Annotated in this window: 12 protein-coding genes; 2 read left to right on the forward strand and 10 right to left on the reverse strand. The window is 53.3% G+C overall.

All coding sequences use genetic code 11. From position 1 onward, the window contains the following. Positions 1–457 precede the first annotated feature (457 nt). The 4 genes from OSC10802_RS0115870 to OSC10802_RS50040 form a co-directional block, all read right to left on the reverse strand. Entirely contained in the window at positions 458–1,195 is a 738-nt protein-coding gene (locus OSC10802_RS0115870; RefSeq protein ID WP_017717755.1) for a response regulator transcription factor, read from the reverse strand. 197 nt (positions 1,196–1,392) lie between these two features. Continuing rightward, a complete protein-coding gene (locus OSC10802_RS44420) occupies positions 1,393–1,629 on the reverse strand; it encodes a hypothetical protein (protein WP_198525133.1) in 237 nt (78 codons plus the stop codon). A 79-nt stretch (positions 1,630–1,708) separates the two neighbouring features. After that, positions 1,709–1,885 (reverse strand): biotin/lipoyl attachment domain-containing protein, encoded by a 177-nt coding sequence (locus OSC10802_RS50035; RefSeq protein WP_017717757.1) that lies wholly within the window; start codon positions 1,883–1,885, stop codon positions 1,709–1,711. 21 nt (positions 1,886–1,906) lie between these two features. Beyond that, positions 1,907–2,050 carry a hypothetical protein gene (locus OSC10802_RS50040; RefSeq protein WP_017717758.1) on the reverse strand — a complete coding sequence of 48 codons (144 nt, stop codon included), beginning with the start codon at positions 2,048–2,050 and terminating at the stop codon, positions 1,907–1,909. Between the two features lie 248 nt (positions 2,051–2,298). On the opposite strand from OSC10802_RS50040, the gene OSC10802_RS0115890 reads away from it, so the two are divergent. Further along, the gene (locus tag OSC10802_RS0115890; protein ID WP_255349193.1) at positions 2,299–3,144 is read left to right on the forward strand and encodes a DUF4135 domain-containing protein; all 846 of its coding nucleotides are present in this window, start codon (positions 2,299–2,301) and stop codon (positions 3,142–3,144) included. Positions 3,145–3,499: 355 nt separating this feature from the next. Here OSC10802_RS0115890 and OSC10802_RS0115895 read toward each other — a convergent pair whose 3' ends face one another. From OSC10802_RS0115895 to OSC10802_RS0115930, 6 genes are all read right to left on the reverse strand, one after another. After that, on the reverse strand, positions 3,500–4,477 hold the full coding sequence (locus OSC10802_RS0115895; protein WP_017717761.1) for an MvdD family ATP-grasp ribosomal peptide maturase: 978 nt from the start codon (positions 4,475–4,477) through the stop codon (positions 3,500–3,502). Positions 4,478–4,492: 15 nt separating this feature from the next. Next, a complete protein-coding gene (locus tag OSC10802_RS0115900; RefSeq protein WP_017717762.1) occupies positions 4,493–5,464 on the reverse strand; it encodes an MvdC family ATP-grasp ribosomal peptide maturase in 972 nt (323 codons plus the stop codon). 342 nt (positions 5,465–5,806) lie between these two features. After that, the gene (locus tag OSC10802_RS40385; RefSeq protein ID WP_017717763.1) at positions 5,807–6,118 is read right to left on the reverse strand and encodes a microviridin/marinostatin family tricyclic proteinase inhibitor; all 312 of its coding nucleotides are present in this window, start codon (positions 6,116–6,118) and stop codon (positions 5,807–5,809) included. Positions 6,119–6,570: 452 nt separating this feature from the next. After that, positions 6,571–6,789: a microviridin/marinostatin family tricyclic proteinase inhibitor gene (locus OSC10802_RS0115915; RefSeq protein WP_017717765.1), complete on the reverse strand. Its 219-nt coding sequence runs from the start codon at positions 6,787–6,789 to the stop codon at positions 6,571–6,573. 512 nt (positions 6,790–7,301) lie between these two features. Further along, positions 7,302–8,783, reverse strand: coding sequence for an EH signature domain-containing protein (locus tag OSC10802_RS40390; protein ID WP_017717767.1), 1,482 nt, complete (start codon positions 8,781–8,783; stop codon positions 7,302–7,304). Positions 8,784–9,016: 233 nt separating this feature from the next. Beyond that, positions 9,017–9,751: an OmpA family protein gene (locus OSC10802_RS0115930; RefSeq protein WP_017717768.1), complete on the reverse strand. Its 735-nt coding sequence runs from the start codon at positions 9,749–9,751 to the stop codon at positions 9,017–9,019. A gap of 717 nt (positions 9,752–10,468) precedes the next feature. Here OSC10802_RS0115930 and OSC10802_RS40395 point away from each other — a divergent pair. Further along, complete coding sequence (locus OSC10802_RS40395; RefSeq protein WP_017717769.1) at positions 10,469–12,058, forward strand: WD40 repeat domain-containing protein; 1,590 nt, start codon at positions 10,469–10,471, stop codon at positions 12,056–12,058. The last annotated feature ends 276 nt before the right edge of the window (positions 12,059–12,334 follow it).

Here is a 12,334-nt window from a genome sequence, read left to right on the forward strand (position 1 = left end):
AAAACAACAGACATGTACTTTAGCATGGTAGATACCTGTATCAACGTTTGCGTTTATTGATACGGGATCTCACCTTTGCCATCAGGATAAAAAAAACAGCCGGAGGCAAAAAAAAATCACCCGCCGGTCGCCAAACCGGCACACCGGCATTTACACGGATAGTTGGGATGGCAACAAGCCACTATAATGAGTCAAAATTGCAGAAAAACCGGATTTCTCCGACTCACAGCTGTTATATTTATTTCTGGCTCCCGATTGCAGATTGCCAACAGTATCCGACCGGCATATCCCCTGTAGGGTAGGTTCCCTCCCAAGGAACCCACCCCCACCCTCTTGACATCCGAGACGTTCTATGTATTGGCGGGCGATTGCAGATTGCCAACAGTAGCCGACCGGCGGCTTTGCCGGTGGGGTGTGTTGTGGGAGCGCACCCCACTGGGGTTGAAAATAGCGGAGCCTACTTGGTCAAGCCATGTTCCAGGGCGTAGCGCACAAGCTCGGTGCGGCTGTTGGTGCCGGTTTTGCTGAACAGGCGGCTGACGTACTTTTCCACATTGCGGACACTGGTTTCCAGTTTGCGGGCAATTTCTTTGTTCATCAGCCCTTGCGCCACCAAGTCCAAAACGCTCTGCTCTCTGGGAGTCAGGTCTATTTTGATCGGTGACGGTGTTTGGGGGATGGAAGCGCGACCGGTTAACAGAGACTTGATCTCGGCAATCTGACTGGCCAGGTCCGCGATATCCGGCGTTTCGCCATCCCCACCGGCAGGTTTGGAAGCTTCCCGGCGCAAGAGCAAATTTTGCACGACCGCCACTAACTCATCTGGGTCAAACGGCTTGGGAATATAGGCATCGCAACCGGCTTGATAGCCTTGGATGCGGTCTGTGGTCATGCCCCTAGCGGTTAAAAACACCACCGGCAGGGCCTTAAATCGGGGATCTTCCCGCAGCCGCTTCAGGAACTGATAGCCATCCACCTGAGGCATCATAACGTCGGTAATCACCAAGTCAGGGAGCTTCTGCTGCACCAGCTCCCAGCCCTGATTGGCGTTACTGGCCACATCAACCTTAAAGCCGCTGTCTTCGAGATACGCTTGTACCGCTTCGCGCAAACCGGGCTCATCATCCACCAGTAACAGCTGTGCTGACGCTGGCGCGCCCCTGTCATTACCTTCTTTTTGTTTAACAACGCTCATTGATGTCCCTTTGCCGCTACTTTCTTCGATCGTAACAATCATCAGGGGCAGTGGCGGCGGTCGGATGCCCGAACCTCAAGAGATCGCCCGGTCGCTCGGCTGGGCAGTGTGGGGATGGGGCCGTCTCCGCCGGTGGCCACCCACACCATTGCTCTTGCGAGTTACAGAGAGGGCGGAAAATATTCCGTCTGATTGATTTAGTTGGAAAATAAACCGCCCGCGTGAAGGGACGCCAAGAAGGGAGAGGGCACCGGCTTCCTTTGTCGGTCGCCAATGCCGGCATCCGATCGCACAGAAGACAGCAGCCTTGCTTTTCTCAGAAGAAATGTCAGTACCGTCTCCTCTCGGGAGATAATCTCAGCCGCGCCCTCCATGCCGGCGGCGATGGCGCACTGACTAGAGCCGGCACTCAACACGCGGCTTTCTGGCTCCACAGTCACTTCGTAGTAAGCGCCGGCGGAACTCCCCCCACCCCCCTGCAGTCCAGGGGTGCCGCCGGTCTGCAGTGAGGAGTTATTGCTTTGAGGCGAGATAGCATCTGGAGAAATAGCCGTCTGGAGAAATAGCCGTGACCGCGCCTTTGAGGGTGCCGCAGTCGGGATAGGGACAGGCTCCCACCGGCAAGAGCGCCGTTTGGCCAGTTTTCACTTTGCCGATCTCCCCAGACGCCACAAAAACTTTGATCTCCAAAGCAGCCTCACTGGGGGCAATTTAAGCAATCGCATCTCCCGCACGCACCATTTGAGATGTGTTGCGGAGATTGAGTTGCTGTATCGTGCCAGATACCGGTGTTCTGAGGGCCGTATTTTTCAGTTCAGTTTCGAGTTGCTGCAGGTCTTGCCTGTCGCTGTCCACTTTATTTTGCAGCTCAAATATTTTGCGCTAATAGCTGATTGTTCTCCTGATTAAATATGGCTAAATTGGACTCACCGCCAGCTTTCTTTTGGTATATTTCGCTGGAATATTGCAACATCAGCTTCACTGAGCTTGAGCGCGGCTGACACCTTTTTCACCCTAGCACCGGCAGCTTCAACCGCTGACGCCTGGTATATCACAGCGTCAGTGAAAATGGTTTAGGGAAAGTTGGGTAAATTCAGCCTTATCTGTCTGAGCCCCACAATCAAAACCGCTGTGTGATGGCGCTCTCCTTGGAATCTGGACTGAAGCTTGTCTGCAAACCAAAGGGTTTGGGCGTAGAAGTCGCCTACACTAAGTTTTTGGAGTGGTGCAACCGGGACGGCGCAGCCTTACCTTTCAAAGTCCTAAAAGTGTGCGATATGCAAACGCCTGGCTGGGTGGAATATGCGCCGCATCTCCCCTGTCAGGATGAGGAAGCGGCGCAGCGTTTCTATCAGCGAGCGGGGATGCTGCTCTGCCTCCAGCACGCACTGAGAGAGGTAGACTTTAACAAGGATAATTTAATTGCTGGCGGCGAGCATCTGGTGCTGGATCGGATGGAAACGGTGGCGCACCCCGAGGCGAAACCAATGGCGGAGTTTCCAGAAATCACAGAAGCTGAGACAGCTGTAAACCGGCATTTTTGGGACTCTGTATTGCGCACCGGCTTGTTACCCCGCTGGGAGTTCAGCAAAGATGGCTTGCCGGTATGGAAAACCGAGAAAATCTCTGAGGATGTGGAAGTGGCGCTGCAGACGACATGCCGGCACAGTTTGCAGGGTGTGGATTGCGTGTGCTGCGGTAATTTTGGCCGGCTGGAGGCGCTGCTTGCCGGTGCGCAAAAACTCTCTCGCCCCCAGTTGCGCGACATCGCTGTGCAAAAAGCCGCTTGGGGGGTGGCGAGAGCGCAAAAAATGGGAGGCTATCAGTTTCCAAATTTGCCGGTGTTCGCCTTTAGCCCCAGCTTCTTTCAGGGAACTTCTGGGATTAGCTACGAGTTGCTGCGTCTGGCGCATCCAGACCTATTGCCCTCTGTTCTGTTGTGGGAATAATACCAATTTCTCTCGTTCCCAGGCTCTGCCTGGGAACGCAATCTGGAGGCTCTGCCTCCTTTAAACGGAAAAGCAGGTTAAAAACCTATAGCAGTAGCCAGTTAGGGCGCGGACATTAGATCGAGAGGGCAGGCGAGACGCCTGCCCTACGCTTTTTATCCCTAGGCCACTGATGTCCTAACCAATATGACTGCTGCTATAACAGCTCAGTTAATCTGGTAGCGGTCAACAAGATCGTGTAGAAAGGCGACATGTCGCGTCTCTAGAACAGGACTTACGCAGCGACACTTAATGTGGGGTGGGTTACGCTATCGCGTTCCCCACCCTACAGATAGAGGCTTGGCGTCTTGGCGATTCAATCTTTCCCTCCCAGCAACACACCGGCGAGAGCCCTGGAAATGGGGAAATGTGGCGGACAGCATTCCAGCCAGAAGAATTCCCCAACCGGATTTATCTCCAGAAAAACATGACGCCCGTCAGGGGTGAGTATAACATCTATCGCCCCATAATTCAAGCCGAAATGCTGCGTCAGATCCAGCAGTTTTCCCGCCACATCTTCGGGGAGACTGTAAGGCTCCCAGTCTTTTATCATAACCAGACCCTGCCGCCGCCAGTCGTCTTGCGCCCGCTGGTTTTTCTGGGAGTCAATCCCGGCGGCAAACACCTGTTTCCCGACAACTGTCACGCGCAGTTCCAGCGCTTTGGGAACCTTTTCCTGAAAGGTCATCGGACAGTAGCGCAATCCGTCGAGACTGTCAATATCCTTCGGTTTGAGCCTGTTGGTGAATACAACTTTTTCCTTTCCCCCTTCATAGATGGCAAAGGAGGAGAGCATCTTTACTATCAAATCCCCCTCGCACTCTTTGGCGAATTTTCGCACCGCTTCTGGATTGTTTGTGATCAGGGTGCGGGGGGTATCTAAACCCATATCTCGCGCGACTTGCAGCTGAAGCTGTTTGTTTTCCGCACGGCGGATATTCGGCACTGGATCGAGGTGAAATGCTCTAATACTGGCAATCGCACCCTGAACAGTCGCCCGCGATTCCTGTATGGATGCGTCTCGGAGTTGGGCGTCCATTGTGGCGGGAATGCGAGCCCCAATTCTAATCCGCCTGTACCAGACGGCGGATACGTCGTTGAGATTGATATCTCCGGACTCGGAAGCGAGAGTTAGCTGCTCTTTTCCCCCGCTATAGCATAAATCGAGCCGCACTTCGGTGGGAAACCGGTCTGTGTCGAATCGAAACGCTTTTCCTCCGCGCTCCTCTATGGCGTTTATCACCATCGGGATACTTTCGTTGTCTTCGCTGTGGGTAATGATTAAGACTGTCATATCAGTATGTGCTCTCTATGCTAGCAGTGCGCCGGCGATGGCGTCGGAAATCGGATAGCCTAAATCTCGCTCGATCATCCCCCACTCGCCGGTGGGGTTAATTTCCAGGAAGACATATTCACTGTCGGGCGTTTCGATGAAGTCAAAGGCTCCAAAGTGCAGCCCAAATTCTGCCATGAAGGCATTGAGGCAACCGGCAACTTGACTGGGAAGTTCCGCCGGCTCCCAGACGCACTCTTCTGGTTTGGCTCGCCGCCAATCGGTTGCGGTTGCGGAATAGCGAGAGGCGTCGAGCGCCCCGACAAACAGGTTTCCCGCCACAAATATCACCCGCAACTCTCTCCGCTTTGGGATTTCCTCTTGGAAAACCATCGGGCTGTAGCGCAGCGACTCCGCCTCAGCCAAGTCTTGCTCTCTGACAGTGCTGGTGTAGAGGAAGAAGGAGGAGCCTTCCATGCTGTATGAAAGGGGAGTCAGGAGTTTGGCAACCATTTTTCCCCCGACTTCTTGGAAAAACGCCCGCGCTTCCTCAGGGTGGTTGGTGACGAGGGTGCGGGGGATTTGCAAGCCGACTTTTCTGGCAATTTTTAGCTGGCGCTGCTTGTTTTCTGCCTCGGAAATCCGCTGCAAGTCATCCACCCAGAGGGCTTCGCTGAGGCTGTCTAAAAAACCCTCTAGGGCAGCTCTCGACTCTCTGGCGCACGACTCGCGGAATTTTGGGGCGAGTTCGCTGGGGAGTTTTGGCTGCCAGAGCCGGCGCATCCAGACGGAGCGCACTTCTTCGCTTGCGAGAGATTGCTCGCCTTCTTCGAGCCGGTGAGCCACCCCGGAAATGCTGAACCGGGCGGAAATCCGCACGGCTGCGGGAAATTGATCTGTATTGAAACGAAAGGGTTTTGCGCCCCGTTGCGAGAGGGCGTCTGCCACTCTGTCAATTGTGAAGTAATCGCCACTGTGCGTGAGCAGTAAAACAGCGTCTCTCGGCATGCCGGTTATATCGGTTTGGGTTGAATACCATCATATAGCAGTTCTCAGTTAGATGAACTAGGGCCCAGAAACCCGGTTTCTTTAAGAAACCGGGTTTCTCAGTACCTCAATGGCTGCTAATTTCGGTTAATCTGTGCGATAGGTTGGAACAGCTGCAAACTGGGGTTGGGGCAGCAGTGGCTAAATAAAAATGTGGCTACTGTCCAATCAAGAAAGAGAAATTTCCTTTCTTGGCGCAGAGTTCGATTAACACTGCTGCCTCAGGGAGATATTATGCAGGAAGCCGGTTTTCGCCCTCACCGGCGCGTGCGCCAGTTGGGGGAGCCGGCTCCCGGAAGGCGTTTATTCGGCTATGTTGTCATCTCCGTCTGATGGGTATTTCAGGGTTACGTTCACATCCTCATTATCAGATGGGAACTTCTCCGTCACCATACCGCCGCAGCCACCCCCATCCTCGCTGTCAGATGGGTACTTCCGCGTCTGAACACCGCCTTCTTCGCTGTCAGATGGGTACTTCAGCGTCACCATGTCAGCGCCACCGGCTATGGCTTGCATCTCTTCGTCAGAGAGCTCTTCAGTACCTTGCCCTTCCAGGAAGCGGGCGAAGAAGGGAACTGCCTCTGGCTGCCTGCCTTGCTTTTCTTTATCAGACATAGGTTTTTTCTCCTATTTTACGCACCTACAAAATTCCGAAAATGAAAATTAAGTCTGTTTTGATGCTCCCCTGTCTCATTGTAGTTGAGGTTCTATTGGGGTCGCAAGTTCCCGGCAATATTCAGGCAGTGACAAGCTTTTTTAGCTAAGTAATTTTACTCAAAAATATTAAAAGCGCCAGTCCAAAAGCATGGCTGTTTCCTGCGCCGCGCAGGCTGCCGGTCGGACAGTACAATACGTTAGAACAGCTGCCAGTTAGGGTTGGGGGCAGCAGTGGCTAAATCAAAATCGGGAAACTCTCAAACTAAGAAAGAGCGATTTCTTTCCTTGGCGAAGCGCCTGCTCCGTACTGCTGCCTCAAGGAGATAATCATTTAGGAAGCCGGTTTTCGCCCGCAGCGGCGCGTGCGCCAGTCGGGGCAGCCTGCTCCCGGAACGCTGTTATTCGATCAGCTACAAGCTCTCATCACCGTCAGAGGGGTACTTCATCGTCGTCAGCATCTCATCACCGTCAGATGGGTACTTCATCGTCGTCACAGGCTTCCTTTTTTTGCCACCGGCTATGGCTTGCATCTCTTCGTCAGACAGTTCTTCAGTGCCTTGCCCTTCCAGGAAGCGGGCGAAGAAAGGAACGGCCTCTGGCTGCAAACTTTGCTTTTCCTTCTCAGACATATCTTTTGTTCTCCAGGGTTGTATTCTACCATTATAGATGAGGTTTTAGGCAAATGGCAAATCCCTAGGAATCGGGAGACAATGGACTTGCTCCAGAGTCTCAATCCCGCAAATTTCTTAAAAGCGCCAGTACCAGACTTGGGACTTGTGCGACTATCATATTTTTTGTCAGGTGCCATCGCCCGGGAGAAGTATTTTTTATCCGGCACCGGCAATTTCTGAAAAGCGCCAGCCTAAAAGCATCCGTTCTCCACAAAAGTAGGGTGCGTTACCGGCGGCTTCTCGATGATTCTCACAGCCGGCGATCCCGCACCCCACCCTTGCGGTGGGAGAGCGGTGAAAAACCCTCCTTCTAAGCTTACAGCGGCATTGGTTTCGGTTGGAAAGAAAGAACGGCGAAGCATTGGAGAATGAAAATTTCGGGTGGGCGGTAAAGAACCCCGCGCCAATGCTTCGCCCCTATATTGAAGCGGATGAAGGGGATATCTCGGGTGAGCCCGCCCCTCCTTGAATTATCGCTCCAGCTGTTCCATTTCCTTCTGCCACTGTTTTAACTGTTTCTCTCGCTCTTTAAGCTCTTTTTCTGAAAGCACCGGCAGCCCATTGCTGCGGCTGTATTTCCCCCTATCTCTGGGCAGCCCCGTAAAATATTCCGTACCTTCGTTGGGTAAAATCTTTTTCTCGCTCAGCCCTTTTTCGCAAAAAGTCTGCCAAAATAAGAGCCGGTCAAAAACTTCCCCGCCCAGGCGTCGCAGGCGCTTTACTGACAGTTTGGAAGGGCCAAACAAAATTAGCTCGGTTTCTGTTTTTCGCGGGAGCAGGCGAAGCTCGCCGCCGCGCCCCCGCAAGAATTCTATGCCGAAACACTGCCCAAAATCAAAGATAGAAATTTCTGTGACATCGCTGTCTTCTTCTGCTAAAATATCTACTTTGACCTGGAGCTGGTAGCCGAGGGCGGTGACGGATGACTGCGGCAAAACTATGCGGATGCGCTCAATGGATTCGCTGTAGTTCGCCCAGAAATCCCGGCGCATTTCTAGCTGGGCGATCTGTTCGTCTTCCAGTCGCAGCATTCTGGCGAGGAGGTTGACGACTTGCTGGAAATAGCTGTAGTTGAGAGCGCCTAGATTGCGGCGCAGCGCAGATTTGGCGCTGTCGGAAAGCTGGTGCCACCGGCTGCCGGTGCTGCCGGCGCTATAATTTCGCCCGATCAAGTTGAGCACATCTGGCATTTTTCCTGCAACTTCTGCCGGCATTTTGGGGAGCAATTCCTCAACTGCTGCCAGCTGCTGCTGCGGTGACATCTGCTGCAAGCAGCGCAACAGCCACTCCGCTTCTTTCTTGTTCGGTGTTGATTTAGCCGGAAATAGGGTAGCGGCGCGCTCGTAAGCGGCCTCGACGGCGCTCGCCCGCGCCGGCAAGCCGGCACGCCGCACAAGCTCTTTGGGCGTGATTGTGTACTGCCAGCTGATTTTGGCGATATCGGATGCCGGCTGCTGGCTCCCCGCGAACACTCTGATAAGCTGTACGGCTAAAGTGTCATCGCCTTTAGCGCGAGGGGCAAAGACAGAGAAGCTCTCGATCAGGGAGGGAGCGAGCGGGGGAGCGGTGAGTTTTTCTGTCTCCAGATTCTTGACATCTGACTTGTGAATGTGGTAGAGAGCGAGACGCCAGAGCAGGCGTCGTTTCAGCAAGGAGTTGCTGACAGCCGCCTCCCAGATAGCTTCGGAGGTGGCTGAGCTGGCGTCTGGGTGCTGCGCGTCCCAAGCCGGCTTATTGTAGAGACAGTACACCCACTCTATTTGCGTGAGGCTGCCGGTTTCACCGTTTTGGATATCGGCGACAATCTCGTCAAGGAGGCGCAGTTTAGCCGGAGTATTGATGTTGGATACAGCCGGTGGATGGCTGGGGAGTTTTGCCACCGCACGCGCCTGGAGTTTTGCCGGCACCCATTGGGGCGGGTTTTTGGGGAAATTAAAAGTGAAGTTTTTCATATTTTACCTCATAAGTAGGGTGCGAATCGCGAAGCGTAACGCACCAGGAGCTTTTTGTAATCCCCCTCACCCCCAACCCCTCTCCCACTTTGGGGTGAGGGGAGAATTCTTTATTTTTTCCCCCCCTCTCCCTTTATGGGAGAGGGGGGTTAGGGGGGTGAGGGTGAAACTCTTTGCAAAAATGGGACGCTCCCCAAAGAACGCGGCGCAGTAACGCACCCGCCAGCCTGTTCTCATTTCTCCAAAGACTGTATCTGACGGGACAAATTATCAAAATTTTCCCGGCGCAGTTGGAAGCGGAAAACCACCTTGCGATCGCGCGGATCGTCTGCGGTTTGTTTGGCGTCTGTCTCGCCGCGCCCTGACACCAGGATTTTCTGTTTCAATTGCGCCTTTGTGGGGAAATTAACCTCCTTGGAGAAGATATAATTAGAGACAGAGAGCGCCCGCTCCAGACTGAGACTCAAATTGTTCCCCTCGGTGCCGGCGGAACTGGTGTGCCCTTCGAGGGCGATGCGGGCAATTTGCTCGGAAAATTTCGGGTTGGAAAAAACAACTTGGCTGTAAAGGGGGATAAAGGAGCGCAGGAATCTTTTCCCTGCCGGTTTGAGCTGCGCGCTGTTTTTATCAAAGAGAATGCGATCGCGAATGCTGACATCCCCTGTGACTGGATCGACGGTAAAGATGTCTTTCCCCCCTAGCTTGGCTTCCAGGGTGGCTGCGATCGTCTGCGGCAGCACCTCAAATGCCTTTCGGTAATCCTCCAGCTGGCGTTCGAGCTGATCGATGCGAGCCATTTTTTCCTCAAGCTTTTTGACTTGCTGCTGCAGCTGGATTTGCACTAATATAAAGAGCAGGGCGAAAAACATCAGCAAACCGGACATCAAATCGCCAATGGAGAGCAAGACGCTGGAATTTTCATCCTCTGGCCTGGTTGATTCCGTCTCGAAGTCAGAGAAGTCACTCATATCGATTTTACTTTATACCGGCATGGGTTTGGGCTAGGTGGGCGAAGCTTTTGCGCCGCTTCTCTCTTTTTTTACCACAGAATGTTACTGTTTGTAAATGGGGTTTTGGTGCGTGACTGAGGGATTGAGTGCCTGCCGGTGCCGGGACTCCGTTTGGAGTTGGGCTAAAGCCCAAAGGTTTGGAGTTGGGCTAAAGCCCAAAGGTTTGGAGTTGGGCTAAAGCCCAAAGGTTTGGAGTTGGGCTAAAGCCCAAAGGTTTGGAGTTGGGCTAAAGCCCAAAGGTTTGGAGTTGGGCTAAAGCCCAAAGGTTTGGAGTTGGGCTAAAGCCCCACCACCGGCAAGCTTATATGCGCGCACCTTTTCCAGCCTACTTATAGTAACACAACTCCAGCCAATGGCAAGGGGGTTTGTTGAGAAAATTTTTGAGCGAATTTCCTCTTCTCCCCTGATCGAAGAGGGGAAAAATAGGGGGTGAGGGGACTTCCGGCGCACCGGCTATTGGGTGCGTGACGCCGCACACCTGAGTCCAGGAATTGATGAGGCGGAACGCCCCCAGGTTTTATCCGTGTTTGCACGGAAGTCGCTCCCAGCACCCTGCGCCACTCCGGCAATTATACGGAAAAGCGGACATTGTAACTTCTCGGCGCAGTCAGCCTTATTGTCCATTTTGCTTTACAATAAAACTGCCAGCATACTTTAGATGACAGGCAGGTAACAATGAGTGACGTTCGGAAAACGCCCCCTACTGATAATAGCGGATCGGGCGGAGAATCTCTGGCGGAGGCAAGTGCTTCAGTGCGGGGGGAACTAGAAGAGATTGAGCGGCGATTTGCCGGCAGTGAGTCCTTTGACGGAAAAATGGCCGCACTCGCAGATGCCCTCAAATATGGAGAACTCGGGAAGCCGCGGATAGCTGAGATGCTGGAAACCTGGAAAGCGCCGGTGCGCTGGGGGGCTTACAACCAACTTTGGGAAAGGGCTTCGGAAACAGAAAGAGAGAAACTCCCGCCATATCAACCAACAGTTATTTTGCCAGATCTGGAGCAGCAGGGGATGGTGCGGCGACTGGGGCGCGGAATTATCCACAATGCGATTCTCCTAGATCGGGAGTTGGTGCTGGTGTGTGCCAGTGGTGGCGCGACACTGTTTAATATGAGCAGTGGGAAAGCGCTGTGGGAGATAGACAGTCCTTGTGCCATCGCCAGTGCGTTGAGTGCGGACAGCACTGTGCTAGCTTTAGCCTGGGGGCGAGATATCTACTTGTGGGATTTGCGCACCGGGCAATTGTTGCGCTCACTGACGGAAGATGCGGATGAAGTGTGGTGCGTCGCCTTCTCCCCAGATGGCAAGATTTTAGCGTCGGGGAATCAAGACAGCACTGTGCGACTGTGGGATGTTGCTTCTGGGAAAGAACTGCGCTCACTGACTGGACATGCCGGTTCGGTACACACTGTCGCCTTCTCTCCAGATGGCAAGATTGTAGCATCAGGAAGTGGGGATGTTTACGATTTAGACAATACCGTGCGACTGTGGGATGTCGCTTCTGGGAAAGAACTGCTGCGACTGACTGGACATGCGGATTGGGTGTTCAGTGTCGCTTTCAGTCCAGATGGGAAAATTCTGGCTTCAGGGAGTCAGGATGAAACGGTGAGTTTGTGGGAGGTTGCTTCTGGGAAAAAGCTACAGCAACTGACTGGACATGCGAGGGCGGTGAACAGCGTTGCCTTCTCCCCAGATGGCAAAATTCTGGCGTCGGGAAGCGATGATAATACCGTGCGTTTGTGGGATGTGGCATCTGGGAAAAAACTGCGGCGACTGACTGGACACAAGCAGCCGGTAGGTAGGGTGACATTCACGCCTGATGGCAAGTTTGCGGTATCGGAGTCGAATGATGAAACCGTGCGTCTGTGGGATGTCGCTTCTGGGAGGCAACTGCAGAAACTGGAGGTAAATGCCCATTGGGTTTTCGGTGTCGTCTTCACCCCAGATGGCAACTATCTGACATTAAACAGTCAGGAGAATACGGTGCTTCTGTGGCAGATTACTGATGGGGAAGAACTGCGGCGGCTGACTGGAGACAGCCGGAAAGAGTTAAGCATCGCCTTTACCCCAAATAACAGGTTTCAGGCATCGGTGAGTGGGGAAACTGCGGTGCAGCTGTGGGAGGCTAATTCTGGGAGAAAACTTTGGCAACTGACGGGACATACGGATTGCGTGCGCCAAATTGCCTTCTCTCCAGATGGCAAGTTTATCGTATCGGGGAGTGATGATGGGATAGTGCGGATGTGGGCGGTTAGCAGATTTTGAACCGCACGAAAAGTTGTCTTATAACAATGCATGGATTTTGAATGCCTGGATGTATGGATTGCAACGCACCGGCACACGGGCGCGTTGCATCCCAGAATTTCAATATGGGTTGGGTAGCAAATCCAGTCGCCGGGATGCTTCGCCCCTACAAGTCACGGTTGCACCGGCAATGGAGACGCGACATGTCCCGTCTCTCCAACATGGGGGGATAAAAGTTTGTAGTTGGGCTTTAGCCCAAAGGTTCGTAGTTGGGCTTTAGCCCAAAGGTTCGTAGTT

It is taken from the genome of Kamptonema formosum PCC 10802 (assembly GCF_000332335.1).
GTDB lineage: Bacteria > Cyanobacteriota > Cyanobacteriia > Cyanobacteriales > Oscillatoriaceae > Oscillatoria.

Excerpts from the sequence above, each read along its gene's own strand:
- OSC10802_RS40390 (WP_017717767.1), bottom strand. The coding sequence starts at position 8,783 with ATGAAAAACTTCACTTTTAATTTCCCCAAAAACCCGCCCCAATGGGTG.
- OSC10802_RS0115895 (WP_017717761.1), bottom strand. The coding sequence starts at position 4,477 with ATGACAGTCTTAATCATTACCCACAGCGAAGACAACGAAAGTATCCCG.
- OSC10802_RS0115900 (WP_017717762.1), bottom strand. The coding sequence starts at position 5,464 with ATGCCGAGAGACGCTGTTTTACTGCTCACGCACAGTGGCGATTACTTC.
- OSC10802_RS0115870 (WP_017717755.1), bottom strand. The coding sequence starts at position 1,195 with ATGAGCGTTGTTAAACAAAAAGAAGGTAATGACAGGGGCGCGCCAGCG.
- OSC10802_RS40395 (WP_017717769.1), top strand. The coding sequence starts at position 10,469 with ATGAGTGACGTTCGGAAAACGCCCCCTACTGATAATAGCGGATCGGGC.
- OSC10802_RS0115930 (WP_017717768.1), bottom strand. The coding sequence starts at position 9,751 with ATGAGTGACTTCTCTGACTTCGAGACGGAATCAACCAGGCCAGAGGAT.
- OSC10802_RS0115915 (WP_017717765.1), bottom strand. The coding sequence starts at position 6,789 with ATGTCTGAGAAGGAAAAGCAAAGTTTGCAGCCAGAGGCCGTTCCTTTC.
- OSC10802_RS40385 (WP_017717763.1), bottom strand. The coding sequence starts at position 6,118 with ATGTCTGATAAAGAAAAGCAAGGCAGGCAGCCAGAGGCAGTTCCCTTC.